A 15,136-nucleotide genomic window follows, 5' to 3' on the forward strand; every position below is an offset into this window, starting at 1 on the left:
CTTGGCTCAAACGTATGAGGGGAGGGGGCGACCGGGCATCGGTAGTTGTACCCCTAGCCTCCGGCAACCGTTAGGGGTTTCGCCCGCGCCCGTTAGGGGTTTCGGTGGGAGGACCATCCCCTGCGGTGGTGTTGCCACCGGGGGCGGGTTCGAGGAACAGGCGGAGCCGGGCCAGCAGTTCCGAGCGGGAGGACGCGCCGAAACGCCGCCTGATACGGGCCACGTGGTGCTCGACGGTCCGGGGCGAGATGAAGATCTCCTCGCTGATCTCCCGGTACGTCCGGCCCAGGAGCACCAGCTGTGCGATCTCGCGTTCGCGTCCACTGAGCGCCGGTCCTCCGGACCTGTGCTGGGTGCTCGCCGTGACAGCCCGTGCGGTGGCCGGGCCCGGCCGCTGGGTGGCGGGAACCGGTGGGACGGGTGTCTCCCGCTGGGACCGCACCTCCGGACGCACCGCCCGATCACGGGCGGGCCTGAGGTCTCGTGCACAGGAGAGCAGCCGGGTCATGTCCCGGCGGTCCGCGGCCCGGGCCGACGCATGGCCTGCGAGCCGTGCGCCCTCCCAGGAGAATCCTGCCCTGGCCAGGCCGCGCGCCGCCTCCTCGACGGCGTCGGTGTCGAAGTGTTCCGCGAGGACCGAGACCCAGGCCTTGCCCGCCGTCGCGAACGTGGCCGCGAGCGGGTACGTCGTCGCCCGGCCCACCAGCGCCGTCGCGTGCGGGGCGAGGTCGTCCGGGCGGTCGAGCAGCAGGGCGGCCTGCGCGGCCGACCAGTGCAGCGGTACGGACCACAGTGCTGGGTCCCCCAGGTTCGAGAGGAGACGCCAGGCCTCGTCGAGGTGCGGCTTGAGGGCTTCGGCGTCCCGGAGGCGTGCCGCCGCGATGACCAGCTCGGTGAGCGGCAGGACGGTCAGCAGGTCCACCGACACGTGCAGCAGTGCCTCGCGGGCCTTCTGCCAGGTCCGGACGAGGGCGGAGGCCTCACCGGCCCGCCGGGCGAGCCCCACCTCGAGGGATTGCAGCAGCAGCTCGTCCCGGGGGCCGGGCCGGAAGCCGGCACGCCCGGCCTCGGTGATGAAGCTGCGCGCCGCGGCGGGCTGGTCGAGGAGCATGGCCGCCCATCCGCCCAGGAGGCACAGGCGCGGACGCATCCCCTGCCCTCCTTGCCCGCTCGCGAGCGCCGCCTGGACGAGGGACAGCGCCGTCTGCGGGCTCCCGGCCAGGAGCCCGACGATCGCGGCGAAGCTCGCCGGCAGCTCCGGCGCCGGTGAGATGCTGCCGGCTGCATCGAGGGTGTCGGACGCGCGGATGAGGACGGGGAGGGCAGCGGTGGGATCCTCGCCGAAGGACAGCAGGGCGCCCTCCATGAGCAGCATGTCCGCGGCCTCCTGCAGCGACGGGCTCGGTGCGCGCCCTCCGACGTCGAGCAGGCGACGCGCGCCGGCGGCATCACCGGCGGCCAGCAGTGCCAGCGCCCCGAGGGGTTCGATCTCCGGCGGGCGGAGCGTCGCGGCCCAGCGCTGCACATCGGCGGCACGCGACATCATGCCGCGGTGCGCCCACAGCGCGCAGGACACCCGCAGGGCGCGGGGTAGATCGGGGAGCGCCTTCCGCGCTTCAGCGGAATGGTGCGCGAAGTAGGACTCCAGGATGCGGGAGGCAGCATCGAGGTCGCCGGTGGTGAGTGCAGCCTCCGCCCGCCGCGGAGCCGTACGCGGCACATCCGCACCGGCGGCCACGGCGAGCCCGAGCAGTTCCAGGGCACCGCCCGGATCGGTACCGAGAAGCGCCGTGCCTTCGTCCTCGAGGACGACCGCGAGGCGTTCGTCGGCGAAGCCGTCGGCCGCGAGCTGGCGGGCGAGCCGGCCGAGGGGCAGGGCCTCCTCGCAGTACAGGTCCACGAGCGCGCGCTGCAGCCGCCGCACCTGGTACACCTCCGCCTCCGCCAGCATGGTGGCGCGCAACTCCGCCGAGGGGCGCCCGTCGGACTGCACGAAACCCGCGGCCCGGGCTCGACTCAAGAGCTGCTCGGGAGGCGCTCCCTCGCTGTGCAGCAGGGGCGGGACGAGGCCCGGGATGGAGAACCCGATGCACAGGGCGAGGACCACTTCATAGGTCGCCGCATCCAGCTCCAGCGGGTGGCTCACGTGGGCCGCGCGCGCGCCGGTATCCAGGAAGTTCCCGGCCACGGTCAGGACCCCGGAACCGTGGACTGGGCGGTGGCACCCTCGCCGGGAGTCGGCGGATCGACGGGAGCCGGAGGCCCGGGCGTCGCGGTGTCGGTGGGCTCGACCGGCGCAGGCGGATCCGCGGGCGGGACAGGCGGGGTTGCAGGCGGAGCGGTCGGATCCGTCGGCGGAGACGTGGTCGGAGCCGGCGTCGCTGGAGGCGTGGTTGGATCCGTCGTCGGAGGCGTGGTTGGCGTCGACGGAGGCGTGGTCGGCGTCGTCGGATCCGTCGTCGGCGGCGGAACGGTCGGATCCGTCGACGGAGGCGTGGTCGGCGTCGCGGGCGGGGCGGTGGGGTCCGCCGACGGGAAGGGATCGGGCTGCGCGGGCTTCTCCGGCCCCGTGCCGGGTCCGGACGGCGTCGACGGGGCCGGGGCGGGCGCAGGGCCTTCCCCCGACCGCGGGTCCGCTGAGACTCCCGGCGTCGGCCGACCCGCGCCGGCGTCCTCGGACGCCTCGTCGGTGCTCCGCTTCGCGCCGTCGGGCGCGCGCGACGGCGTTCCTGCGGCGCCCGGCACCCCGTCGGCCGTCGCTTCCGAACCCACGCCGAAGAGCTTGTCCTGCAGCGAGGTGCCCGCCGCACCGGCAAGCGGTCCGACGCCGGCTCCGGCGGCCGGACCCGAAGCCTGCGGCGTCGGTGTCTGCCGTGCCGGGTTCGTCTCCTCGGCCGCCTCGGCGTGCGAGTCACCCACCCACTTCGAGATGGCGGCGGAGAAGTTCGGGGCATTCGTCGCCGTCGCCGTCGCGACCCCCAGCAGTGCCACCGCCGCGGCGACCGCACCTGCCCGGAGGCCCAGCTGCTTCTTCGGGGCCCTGGCTACCGGGCCGTGGCGGGGTGAGGGTGACGCCGCCCGGGCCGGTACTGCGAACCCCGCTGCGTTGACCCCGGAGCGGCGCCGCTCGGATGCCCCTGCCTCGGCGCCCCCGCCGGAGCCCGCCGCGGGGGCCACCTGCGCTGCGTCCTCCGTGTCCTCGAGGGCGGCCGTCGCGAAGGCGGCCCCCAGGGCGACGGACGCCTTCGGGTCCACGTCAATGGCCAGGGGGCGGTTGAATTCCGCGGACAGCAGCTGCGCCACCAGCGGGATGCGCGAGGACCCGCCGATCAGCAGGATCGCGGTGAGATCCTCGGCCCTGACGCCGGCACTCTCGAGCGCCGAGCGCATGGTCTCGACGGTCTCCTGCAGGGCGGGTTCCACCATGAGTTCGAACTCGGACCGCACCAGGCGCACCTGGGAGTGGGACCCGGGCACCATGACGGACACCGTCACCTCCGAGTCGGAGGACAGCGCCTCCTTGGCTTCGGCGCACTCGCGGCGCAGCCGGTTCAGTGCGGCCAGCACCTCGGGGGACGAGTTCTCCAGCTCCCCGAAGGACACGTTGGAGTCGTCGAGCACGCGGTCGAAGACGTCCTGGTCGAAGTCGGCGCCGCCGAGGCGTTCAATGCCCTGGGGCGTCCCGAGGATGGTGAACGTGTCGGCGTCGGCTTTCCGGACCACCGTCGCGTCGAACGTCCCGCCGCCGAGATCGTAGACGGCGAGGGTGCTGCCCTGGCTCACGCGCTCCCGCGCGGCGTACGACAGCGCGGCGGCCTCCGGCTCCGACATGAGGACGACGTCGTCGTGACCGGCTGCGGCGAGCGCGCCCCTCAACAGCGATGTGCGGTGCTCTCCCCACCCGGCGGGGTGCGTGAGGGTGATCGAGGCCGGGGATCCACCTTCCCTCTCCGTGGCGACACCCACCACCCAGCCGACGATCACGGCGAAGAGTTCCTCCGGGAGGATCGCGGTGCCGCCGAGGACGAGGGGCACGGAATCGCCCATGCGTCGCTTGAACTCCCTGGCGACGTTGCCCGGCTCCGCGAGCCCGCGCCGCTCGGCGACCTCGCCGACCAGGCGCGTGCCGTCGGAGCCGACGAAGACGACCGTCGGGATGCTGGTGCCACGGCCGCCCAGCGGCAGGATCCTCGGCTCCTCGGGCCCCTGCCCGTCGGTCCGCAGCACCGCTGCTGCGGTGAAGCTGGTGCCTACATCGATGCTGAGACCGTAACTCATAGCTTCCCCACGTGCCGCTCGTCCTTGACCATGTGGGCCTCAGCTAACAGGGCGCCCGGCCGGATTACGAGAGTGATCTACGCGCTCTGGTACCCGTCTTCAGCGGCGTACTACTCGGTCCGGCGGTGCTGGTTCGCGCAAGGAAGCTCCAGTGTTCCCGCAGAGCTTGCCCTTTTTCTCGCAAAGCAGGGGGTACGCCGTGGTGTCCCGGCCGAACCCTTCGTAGCCTCGGAGCCTCCGAACCGCGCACGCGGTAGGTCTCATAAGGAAAGAAGCAGATGAACCCGTACTTCTCCCTGCGCGCCGGCGGCAGGCTCGCGATGGTCGCCGCTGTCACCGCAGTTGCGACGTCCTCCCTCGCCCTCCCGGCGTCGGCCGCCACCCCGACCGTCCTCGGCGACGGCTCCCCCCTCGCCGGCACCGTGCAGTCCGACGGCGTCCTCACCGTCAGCGTCGATGCGCCGGCCGGCGCCAAGGTGAAGTTCAAGCTGGACGGCACCTACCTGGGGCAGGACACCACTGCCCCCTACTCGTGGCCCGTGACCGCGGGAGCGGGGTCGCATAAGCTCGATGTCCGATGGGAGACGCCCGCCGGACGGGAGGAGAGCACCGTGGTCTTCTCCGTAGCGAAGCCCGCACCCGCTTCGCCACCCTCCCCCGCTCCGGCGCCTGCCGTTGCGCCTGCCCCCGCAGCCGCACCCGCACCCGCTCCGGCGCCTGCCGTTGCGCCTGTCCCCGCAGCCGCACCCGCACCCGCCGGCGTCGTCCAGGTCTCCACGGCCGCCGGGCTCAGGTCGGCCCTCAGGACGGCGCGCCCGGGGTCGGTCATCCAGCTGGCCGACGGCCGGTACGTCGGGGCCTTCGTGGCCTCGGCGCAGGGATCCGCCGCGGCCCCGATCACCCTGCGCGGCTCGCGCAACGCCGTCCTCTCCTCCGGCTCCACGTCCAAGGGCTACGGCCTGCACGTGACCGGCTCCTACTGGCGCGTCGAGGGCCTCTCGGTCACGACGTCCGCGAAGGGGATCGTCCTCGACGGTTCGAAGAACACCGTCATCAGCGGCGTCGACGTCGGCAGCACCGGCGCCGAGGCGGTCCACTTCCGGACCGGCAGCACGGACGGCGCGCTCCTCGGCTCCTCCATCCACGACACCGGACTGAAGCAGCCCGGGTACGGCGAGGGCGTCTACGTGGGCAGCGCCAGGAGCAACTGGACCGGCGGCGTGCCGGACCGATCGGACCGCGTCACCATCCGCGGGAACCGCATCAGCAACACCACCGCCGAGGGCGTGGACATCAAGGAGGGGACCACGGGCGGCGTGGTCGCCGGCAACGTGTTCACCAACGCGGGCTTCTCCGGCGCCAACTCCGCCGACTCCTGGATCGACGTGAAGGGCAACGGCTACCGGATCGAGGGCAACTCCGGCTCCGGCACCAGGCTCGACGCCATCCAGGTGCATTCGGTCCTCGCCGGCTGGGGCAGGGGCAACGTGCTCACGGGCAACACCGTGCGCGGCGGCGTACCGGGACACGAGGTCTGGGTCCAGTCCGCGAGCCTCGGGACCTCCGTGTCCTGCAAGCCCAGCGGCGCCGTCCGCGGACTGAGCAACATCGCCTGCCGCTAGTTCCGACCGGACACGGCAGGGGCCGGGTGGGATTCTCCCCACCCGGCCCCTGCTGTGTCTGCCGCGTCTGCTGTGTCTGCTGTGTCAGCCCGACAGGCTAGAGCGCGAGCGTCGGCGTCTCGTCGCGCACGTCACTGGCGAGCTCCACGGTGGCTGCCTGTGCAGGCCGGCCGAGGGCCCGGTACTGCCAGCCCTTCGCCGTGTAGTCATTGGCGTTCAGCGCGTGGCGGCCGTCGAGGATCCGCCTGTGGGCCACCAGGGAGCCGAGCTCCTCGGGGTCCGCGTCGCGGAACTCGGACCACTCCGTGAGCAGGGCGACGACGTCGGCCCCTTCCACGGCCTCTGCCATGGACCCCACGTAGTTGAGGTCCGGGTAGGCGCGGTGCGCGTTGGCGTTGGCCTCGGGGTCGTAGACCGTGACGATGGCGCCCTCGAGGTAGAGCAGCCGGGCGACGTCGAGCGCCGGGGCGTCCCGGACGTCGTCGGAGTTCGGCTTGAAAGCGGCGCCGAGGGCGGCGACGCGCTGGCCCTCCAGGTTCCCGCCGGCGAGCTCGCGGATGAGGTCCACGGTGCGCACGCGGCGGCGGTTGTTGATGGAGTCGACCTCGCCGAGGAAGCTCACGGCCTGGCCGACACCGAGCTCCTCGGCACGGTACTTGAACGCGCGGATGTCCTTGGGCAGGCACCCGCCGCCGAAGCCGAGCCCCGGCTTGAGGAACCGGCCGCCGATGCGGTCGTCCAGGCTGAGCGCCTGGGCGAGGTGGTTGACGTCCGCGCCCGTCGCCTCGCAGACCTCCGCCATCGCGTTGATGAACGAGATCTTCGTGGCGAGGAAGGAGTTCGCTGCCACCTTCACGAGCTCGGAGGTGGCGAGGTCGGCGACGATCACAGGGGTGTCGAGGTCGAGGATCGGAGCGAAGACCCGGCGCAGCTGCTGCTCGGCCCACGCGGAGCCGACGCCGAACACGAGGCGGTCGGGGAACAGGGTGTCCTGGACGGCGAATCCCTCGCGGAGGAACTCCGGGTTCCAGGCGAGCTCGAGCTCGGCGCCGAGGGGTGACACCGACTGCACCATCGTGGTGAGGCGCGCCGCGGTACCGATGGGGACGGTCGACTTGCCGACGAGCAGGGCCTTCCGGTCGATCCGGGTGGCCAGCGCGGTGAAGGCGGCGTCGACGTAGCGCATGTCCGCGGCCGCGGAGTCGGATGCCTGCGGCGTGCCGACACAGACGAAGTGCACGTCGCCGAAGGCGGCGGCCTCATCGAAGTCGGTGCTGAAGCGGAGGCGGCCGGAGGCGAGGGCCTCGCCGAGCTTCTCGGGCAGGCCCGGCTCGAAGAACGGCACCCTGCCGGCTGACAGCATGTCGATCTTGCGCTGGTCCACGTCGACGCCGAGGACGTCGAAGCCCATGATCGCCATGCAGACGGCGTGGGTGGCCCCGAGGTAACCGGTGCCGATGACGGTCACCCGGGGTGCTGGCTGGTCGTTCCGAGGTGGGATGCTCATGAGTCCTCTTTTGGGTAGGGGGTAGCACGGATTGTCATAAGGGGTGGTGCTGGCGGGTAGTAGTGGGGTCGGAGGTCTGGGACGGGTCAGCCGGAGGCGCAGGGCTCGTTGGACAGGCCTTCGCCGGCGTCGGAGGCCGTGTTGCTGCATTCGACGACGTTGTCGCGGACCGGTTTCAGGGAGTAGCCGAGGCCGGGCCCGTTGACCTGCGCGACGTTGTCACGGAAGACGTTGTCGGTACCCCAGCCGTCCACGATCTCGTGGGTCTGGAAGCCGTCCTGGGGCGAGTCGGCGCCGGTGTTCTCGGCGATGACCCAGCCGCGGCCCTTCACGTCCACCCAGGAGTCGGCCTCCACGATCCCGGATCCGTCGAAGCTGTTGGCCCGCAGGATGCCGTCGGAGGTGCCCTCCTTGATGTCGACGTTCTCCGAGGTGGTGCCGGAGATGGTGTTCCCGGCGATCTCGTTGCGGTCGCTGCGGTCCGGCTCGCAGTTGCTGATGTCGCACCAGTTGCTCTCGGCCGTGCCGATGTAGATGCCCTCGCCGAACTTGGGCTTCCGCAGGCCGGTGTCGCTGATGGTGTTCGCCAGCACCCGGTTGTCGGTGCTGAACTTCCGCAGGTGGATGGCCTCGTCACCGGTGGTGGTGACGGTGAGGCCCTGGATCACGGTGTTCGTGGTCTGGTCCACCATGACGCCCTTCTGGCCGTTGCGGACGGTGAACCCCTGCAGCACCCAGTACGAGGAGTCCTCCAGGTGGAACACGTAGCCGTCGTCGGTGGTGCCGCCGTCGAGGATGCTCTCCGCGGTCCCGCAGAGCGTGATGGGCTGCTCTGCCGTCCCTTCGGCCGACGCGGTGAAGTTCCCGGTGTACACGCCGGGTGCGAGGCCGATGACGTCGCCCGGCTTGGCGGCGTCGAGCGCGGTCATGAGGTCGGTCGGGTTGCTCACCGTCGCCGTCGCCTCGGGGCATTCGGCGGGTGTCTCGATCGGTGCGGGCGGCGGCGCGGCCTCCTGCGTGGTACCGGGCTGGGGGCTGCGCTCCTCCTCCGCGGACCCCTTGCCGTCGGTCCCGTTGAGACCCACCACCACGACGACGGCGGCCACGGCGAGCGCGACGACGGCGAGGACCAGGGCGATCAGGCCGCCCCGGCGCGTCATCGGGCACCCCGGACGTCATCGATGCGGACGATCCCGCGGCTGAGGGCCGTCAGCGGGACGCGCTCCTCGTAGGGGTTGCGGATGGTCCGCACGCGCAGGTGACGCTTGCGCGTGAAGGCCGTGGCGACGAGCAGCGCGCCCAGCATGAGCCACACGAAGGTGAGCGGCTGGAACACGGAGTTCACGACGCTCTGCACGGTCGGGGCGGGGTGCCAGTCCAGCAGCTCGTTCTCCTCGACCAGCGCGCCGGTGGACGTCTCGTCCCAGATGGCGGTGGTGCCGTAGCCGCCCACGTCGTTGCCGGTGACCCGGGTGTCCGGGACGTTCCCGCGGAGGGAGACGCCGTGCCCGGAGAGGGAGGACATGGTGTTGCCGGTGATCGCCGCGGTCGCGTCCCGGACGTACACGCCCGTGTCGCCGCCGGAGATGGCGTTCCTGCGGATGTCCGCCTGCGCACCGGTGTCGCGTACGGCGATGCCCTGCTGGTGCTGGTCGCGGATCTCGTTGTCGACGATGGTGACTCCCTTGGCTCCGTAGTTCACGACGACGCCGACCTCGTTGCCGCGGATGGTGTTGCCCGTCAGGCGGAGGTTCTCACCGCCGCTGACCTCCACGCCGTAGCGGCCGTTGTCGCTGACAGTGCTCCTGACCACGCGGTTGGCCCCGTAGGTGACCACGGCGGTACCGACGGCGTTCGGGCCGTCCGCGAGGGGCTGGCCGTCGAGGGAGATCCCGTTGCGTCCGTTGCCCCGCGCCGTGACGTCCTGCAGCTGCACGCGCATGCTGGAGCGGCCGACGGTGATGCCGTCCACCGCGTTGTCCGACGAGGTGGTGCCGGTGATGGTGGCGTCGGTGACGGAGCGGTGCAGCACCAGGCCGTCCACGAGGCTGCCCCTGATGGTGGTGTCGCGGATGGCGACGTCGCGGGCGTTGGTGACGAACAGGCCGAAGGCGTTGTCCCGCACCGTGAGGTTGTCGATGCCCGCGGTGACCACGCTGTAGTCGATCTCCGACTGGTCCGCGATGGACTGCAGGTCGGCGTCGGGCAGCAGGCGGGCGCCCGCCGGGGCCACGGGTTCCGGCGTGGCGGCGGCGTCCCGGAACGTGCCCGCGGTGTCCGTACCCGTGAGGGCGAGGCCTCCGGTGTTGCCGCTCCAGAAGCCCAGGGACGTGACGGCGGTGTGCGAGAACGCGGCATGGCCGCCGATCATCCGCACGTAGGCGCGCCCGTCCGAGGTGTCGGTGTCGACGCCCGTGCCGTCCCAGCTGGTGAGCGAGACGGCGTTCTCCGGCGTGCCGGCCATGGCGAGCGAGCCGCCGAGGGCCACGATCGAGACGAAGGCGTTCTCGTCGCTCTGCATGCGGACCGTGACGCCCTCCGCCCCGTTCAGGGACAGGGTGGCGCCGGGCAGCACCACGACGTTCTCGCTGAGCAGGAACGTCGAGGACGCCACCTTCCGGAAGGTGTCCGGTGCGAGCTGCAGGAGGTCGGCGGTGGTGTACGGCTCCGTGCGGGCCGGCAGCACGAGTGTGTTCGTGGCGCCCGTCTGGAGGCGGTAGGGCCCTTCGAGGCCGTCCACGCGCCAGCGGGCCGCGGAGGCGATGGTCCGCACGTAGACGAGCCGCTCCTCCTCGCTCTGCACGATGCGGGCCTCGCTGCGCGGGTCACCGGTGTAGAGCTCGCCCTGGACGTTGCCGTTGGCGGCGATCTCGTTGCGGCCCACGGCGTCGGCCTCGGACTTCTTCCACGCGTTGCCGGCCGCGAGGAAGCCCGCTCCGACGAGCGCGATGAAGACGACGGCGAGGACGCCGAGAAGAATCGGTTTGCGGCTGGTCATGCGACGGCCTCCCGGGTGTCCTGGCCCGAGAGCGTGTCGGCGGCGGTCCTGGAATCGAGGCTGCCGGCGTCCTGGCCGTCGCCACCGATCTGGTCCGCGTGCCGTGTCAGCCAGCCCTGCTTGTTCATGGTGGCGAAGGCGTAGAGCTTGATGGGCAGGGCCACGAGGATGACGGCGAAGGCGAGGACGGGCAGGATCAGGATGTCCTTGGGGTGGCGGCGGAGGTGGGAGGCGCCGCGGATGCCGCGGCCGAGGAGCAGCCAGCACAGGGCTGCGGCCACGCCGAGGGCGGTGAAGTCCAGGCGGTTGAAGAGCAGGTAGAACATGGTCAGGCCCATGGTGACCGGCGTCAGCAGGATCTGCAGGACGGTGACCTTGGTGATGAAGGGGACCCGCCACAGCCAGCCCGTGCCGATGGCCGTGAGGTAGCAGCGGTAGGAGTTGCGGCTCCAGCGCACGCGCTGCTTGACGAAGGCGCGGAAGCTGGCGGGGAACATCGACAGGGCCCGCGCCGTCGACTGGTGCACGGTCTTGTAGCCCGAGGCGAGGACCAGCCAGGTCAGCCGGCCGTCGTCGCCGGAGATGCAGCGCTTGCCGAGGAAGTACTCGTTCTCGAGGTGCTCGAGGACGGGCAGGACGGCGGAGCGGCGGTAGACGGCCGTCCGTCCGGACACGCACGGCACGGCCCCGGCGGCACCCATGGCGGGGACGTAGTCGAGGTAGCGGAGGTTCACGAGCCAGTCGGCGATGCGACGCCACACGCTGGTGTCGCGCTGGTAGACGTTCTGGTGGGTACCGACCGCGCCGACGAGCGGGTCGATGAACGGCATCTGGACGTTCTTCAGCAGGTCCGGCTGCCACCAGGTGTCGGAGTCCGTGAGCACGAGGATGTCGTACTGCGCGAGGCGGATGCCGGCGCCGAGCGCGGACCGCTTGCCCACGTGGTGGAACAGGATCGGCTTGATCGTCGGATCCCCGAGCGCCTCGATCCGGGCGTAGGCGTCGAGGTCCTCGACGTCGAGGACGATGATGATCTCGTCGGGGCCCTGGGAGCGCCACGACTCGAGCGCGCTCATGAGGATGTCCGGGTCCTCGTGGAAGGACGGCACCACCACCGAGGTCGTGGCGCGGTAGTCCGTCACGATCGGCTTGGCCCGGTGGGAGAGGATGAAGCGGTAGAGCCAGAGGCCCCACACGATGGCACCGGCGACCGCGATCGGGAAGTAGGGCGAGATCTCCGCCCAGAACGCACTGACGTCGGTCCAGTCGAGGGAGGCGGTCCAGGCGGACCACCGGTCGCCCAGGACCCGCACGCCGAGGTCGACGGCGGAGGCTGGGCTGGCGGCGAGCGCGATTGAATGCATCGATGTCCTTGGAAGATGAAATGGCTGTAGGGATGCACGTCAGCGGGCGTGGGGGCCGGTCACCGTCGCAGCTGTGCTGCGTCCGGTCCTGGCGAGTGGTCCGATGCGATGATCAGGACCCTTTCCTTGTTGAGACTAGGGGGACGCGCGAGCTCGTGTCCTACTCGAAAAATCACCGCTATTACTTGTTCCTACTTAAGGGCTCCGGCGGACGGGAAGCGGTCCGGCGACGGGGGGACGGCCGGTCGCAGCCGGGCGTGGGATGCCTGCGGGAGGCGCGGAAGAAGCACCTGTCGGCTACCCGCGGAGCTGTATCCCGAGGCGGTCGATCCGCCGCTGACCTGCGGTTTCGTCCTCATCGCCGGACGACGGCCGGCGCGGTGGGACGGGCGTCCGGGAGCGCTCGCGGCACTGTCCGGACCCTCTTGGGGGCCAGGGCCCGGAGGGTGGGTCCGACAGCTCTCCGGAGCGCGTTGTCGAGCATCCTCGGCGTGGCGCCTGTGAGCTTAAACATGCTTGACACGCGCCGGACACGCGAGGAAAAGCAGAATTTACTCCCCGAGCACCTCGGCGGCTTCCATCCACTGCGTCTCGAGGTCCTCGATCTCCGTCTGCAGCTCCTGCAGGCGCACATTGAGGCCCGCGATGTGCTCGAAGTCCGCGTCGGCCCTGGCGCCGGCATCGTTCATCTGCTGCTGGACCTTGCCCTTCTGGGCATCCACCTTGCTGATCTGCCGTTCGATGCGGGCGAGGTCCTTGCGCGCCTGCCGCAGCTCGGCCTCGGAGGAGCCGCCCGTGGAACCGCCGCTGATCGCCGGGGACGCCGCGCTGCCGGTGGCCGTCATGGGCCCCGCGGCGTTGCGCAGCTCGAGGTACTGGTCCACGCCGCCGGGCAGGTCCCGGAGCCTGCCGTCGCCGAGAAGCGCCATCTGGCTGTCGGTCACCCGCTCGAGCAGGTAGCGGTCGTGCGAGACGACCACGAGCGTGCCCGGCCAGCCGTCGAGCACGTCCTCGATGGCGGAGAGGGTGTCGGTGTCGAGGTCGTTGGTGGGCTCGTCGAGCATCAGGACGTTCGGCTCGCCGACCAGCAGGCGGAGCAGCTGGAGCCGTCGGCGCTCACCTCCGGAGAGCTCGCTGACGCGCGTCCACTGCTTCTCGTTGGTGAAGCCCAGCTGCTCCACAAGCTGGCTGGCCGAGACCTCCTTGCCGCCGACCGCGAAGACCCGCTTCTCGGACTCGATGACCTCGATGACCCGGCTGTCGCGGACGTCGTCGAGCTCACGGACCTCCTGGGACAGCACGGCGGTCTGGACGGTCTTGCCCTTCTTGACCTTGCCGGCATCCGGCTGGAGCTCGCCGTTGAGCAGGCGCAGCAGCGTGGTCTTGCCGGAGCCGTTGACCCCCACGAGGCCGAGGCGCTGGCCCGGCGCGAGCCGGAGCGTGATCCCGTCGAACAGCTGCCGGTCCGAGCCCTCGCCGTCGTCGATCCTCAGGCTGACGTCCTCGAGGTCGAGGACGTCCTTGCCGAGACGCGACATGGCCATCTTGCTGAGCGCGAGGGAGTCCCGCGGCTCGGGGACGTCGGCGATCAGCTCGTTCGCGGCCTCGATACGGAACTTCGGCTTGGCCGTGCGGGCGGGGGCGCCGCGCCGCAGCCAGGCCAGCTCCTTCTTGACGAGCTGCACGCGCTTGGACTCGACGACGGCGTTCATGCGGTCGCGCTCGGCGCGGGCGAGGACGTAGGCGGCGTACCCGCCGTCGAAGTCCTCCACGATGGCGTCGTGCACCTCCCACGTGTGGTTGCAGACCTCGTCGAGGAACCAGCGGTCGTGGGTGACCACCAGCATCCCGCCCTCGGTCGCACGCCAGCGCTGCTGCAGGTGGCGGGCGAGCCACGCGACGCCCTCGACATCGAGGTGGTTGGTGGGCTCGTCGAGCATGATGACGTCGTCGTCGCCGATGAGGAGCTTGGCCAGGGCCACACGCCGCTTCTGCCCGCCGGAGAGGGAGGACACCTTCGCGTGCCAGTCCACCTCGGAGACGAGCCCGCCCATGACATCGCGGATCTTCGGGTTGGACGCCCACTCGTGGTCGGCCTGGTCGCCCACGATGGCGCTCCCCACCTCGAGGTCGCCGTCGAGCACGTCCGACTGGTCGAGGTAGCCCACGGTGACGTCTCGCCGCTTCGTCACGCGGCCGGAGTCGGGCGTGCTCCGCTGCGCGAGAAGGCGCATGAGCGTGGACTTGCCGTCGCCGTTGCGGCCCACCACGCCGATGCGGTCACCGTCCTCGAGGCCGAGGGAGACGTTGTCGAGGATGGTGCGGGTGACGTAGGCGACGCTGAGGTTTTCCGCGCCGAGGAGGTGTGCCAAGGAGATGCTGCTTTCGGTTGGAGCTGGAGTGTCCGGTCAGGCGGCGATGCGGGCCCCGTGTGCCGGGCCGCGGACGGACGACGCCTGCAGCCCCTCCGTGCCGAGGAGGGACTCGAGTTCGGCCGCGTGGCCCGAGCTCGAGGTGAGGAAGGCGATCGTGGGACCGGACCCGGAGATGATCCCGGCCAGCGCGCCCGCCGCCTTGCCCGCCTCAAGGATATCGCCCAGTGCGGGGGCGAGTTCCAGCGAGGCCTGCTGCAGGTCGTTGTGCAGCAGCGGGGCGAGGCCCTGGGCATCACCGGCGCGCATGGCGCCGAGGATGGCCGGGTCGATCTGCGGCTGCGGGTCCGGTTCCACGCCGTCGCGCAGGCGGATCTCGTCGAGTCGGCGGTAGGCCTCGGGGGTGGAGAGACCGTAGTCGGAGGTGACGAGGACCCAGTGCAGGGGTGTCTTCGAGATGGCGGGGGTCAGCTGGTCGCCCACCCCGAGTCCGACGGCGGTGCCCCCGACGAGCGCGAAGGGCACGTCCGCGCCGAGGTCCACGGCGATCTTCGCCAGTTCGTCGCGGGAGAAGCCGCTGCCCCACAGGGCGTCGCAGGCCAGCAGGGCCGCTGCGGCGTCGGCCGATCCGCCGCCCATGCCGCCGGAGATGGGCACGCGCTTGGTGATGTCCAGGTGCACGCCGGTGCGGCCCGGGCTGACCTCCGCGAGGAGCTCGGCGGCCCGGACTGCAAGGTTGGTGCGGTCCAGCGGGATGGAGTCGTGCGGGAGGTTCAGGGTGCCCTGGCCGTTGACGGTCACGGTGATGGCGTCCCCGGGCGCGAGCGTGGCAGTGACCTCCTCGTAGAGGGACACGGCGAGGAACACGCTGGCGATCCCGTGGTACCCGTCCTCGCGCGGCGGGCCCACCTTGAGGGAGACGTTGATCTTCCCGGGTGCCCGGACGCGGACGGAGCGTGTGCCGGCGCGCATGTCGACTGTTCTGCCCGGGACCA

General features: G+C 71.4%; 9 protein-coding genes. 1 reads left to right on the forward strand and 8 read right to left on the reverse strand.

All coding sequences use genetic code 11. The features are described 5' to 3' along the window. Positions 1 to 70: 70 nt before the first annotated feature. Entirely contained in the window at positions 71 to 2,188 is a 2,118-nt protein-coding gene (locus AC4D2C_RS16075; protein ID WP_490915844.1) for a LuxR C-terminal-related transcriptional regulator, read from the reverse strand. Positions 2,189 to 2,190: 2 nt separating this feature from the next. Beyond that, positions 2,191 to 4,278 (reverse strand): Hsp70 family protein, encoded by a 2,088-nt coding sequence (locus AC4D2C_RS16080; RefSeq protein WP_490915845.1) that lies wholly within the window; start codon positions 4,276 to 4,278, stop codon positions 2,191 to 2,193. Between the two features lie 278 nt (positions 4,279 to 4,556). Here AC4D2C_RS16080 and AC4D2C_RS16085 point away from each other — a divergent pair, with 278 nt between their 5' ends. Continuing rightward, the gene (locus tag AC4D2C_RS16085) at positions 4,557 to 5,900 is read left to right on the forward strand and encodes a right-handed parallel beta-helix repeat-containing protein (protein WP_490915846.1); all 1,344 of its coding nucleotides are present in this window, start codon (positions 4,557 to 4,559) and stop codon (positions 5,898 to 5,900) included. 97 nt (positions 5,901 to 5,997) lie between these two features. Here the strand turns inward: AC4D2C_RS16085 and AC4D2C_RS16090 are convergent, their stop codons facing one another. The 6 genes from AC4D2C_RS16090 to AC4D2C_RS16115 form a co-directional block, all read right to left on the reverse strand. After that, positions 5,998 to 7,407: a UDP-glucose dehydrogenase family protein gene (locus tag AC4D2C_RS16090; protein ID WP_490915847.1), complete on the reverse strand. Its 1,410-nt coding sequence runs from the start codon at positions 7,405 to 7,407 to the stop codon at positions 5,998 to 6,000. Between the two features lie 86 nt (positions 7,408 to 7,493). Beyond that, entirely contained in the window at positions 7,494 to 8,567 is a 1,074-nt protein-coding gene (locus AC4D2C_RS16095) for a right-handed parallel beta-helix repeat-containing protein (protein WP_490915848.1), read from the reverse strand. Next, positions 8,564 to 10,405 carry a right-handed parallel beta-helix repeat-containing protein gene (locus tag AC4D2C_RS16100; RefSeq protein WP_490915849.1) on the reverse strand — a complete coding sequence of 614 codons (1,842 nt, stop codon included), beginning with the start codon at positions 10,403 to 10,405 and terminating at the stop codon, positions 8,564 to 8,566. The genes AC4D2C_RS16095 and AC4D2C_RS16100 overlap by 4 nt, the downstream gene beginning before the upstream one ends. Then, on the reverse strand, positions 10,402 to 11,769 hold the full coding sequence (locus AC4D2C_RS16105; protein ID WP_490915850.1) for a glycosyltransferase: 1,368 nt from the start codon (positions 11,767 to 11,769) through the stop codon (positions 10,402 to 10,404). The genes AC4D2C_RS16100 and AC4D2C_RS16105 overlap by 4 nt, the downstream gene beginning before the upstream one ends. A gap of 551 nt (positions 11,770 to 12,320) precedes the next feature. Continuing rightward, a complete protein-coding gene (locus AC4D2C_RS16110; protein WP_490915851.1) occupies positions 12,321 to 14,141 on the reverse strand; it encodes an ABC-F family ATP-binding cassette domain-containing protein in 1,821 nt (606 codons plus the stop codon). A gap of 36 nt (positions 14,142 to 14,177) precedes the next feature. Next, on the reverse strand, positions 14,178 to 15,113 hold the full coding sequence (locus AC4D2C_RS16115) for a 4-(cytidine 5'-diphospho)-2-C-methyl-D-erythritol kinase (protein WP_490915852.1): 936 nt from the start codon (positions 15,111 to 15,113) through the stop codon (positions 14,178 to 14,180). Positions 15,114 to 15,136 lie beyond the last annotated feature (23 nt).

This window comes from Arthrobacter sp. TJ-240, assembly GCF_058269195.1.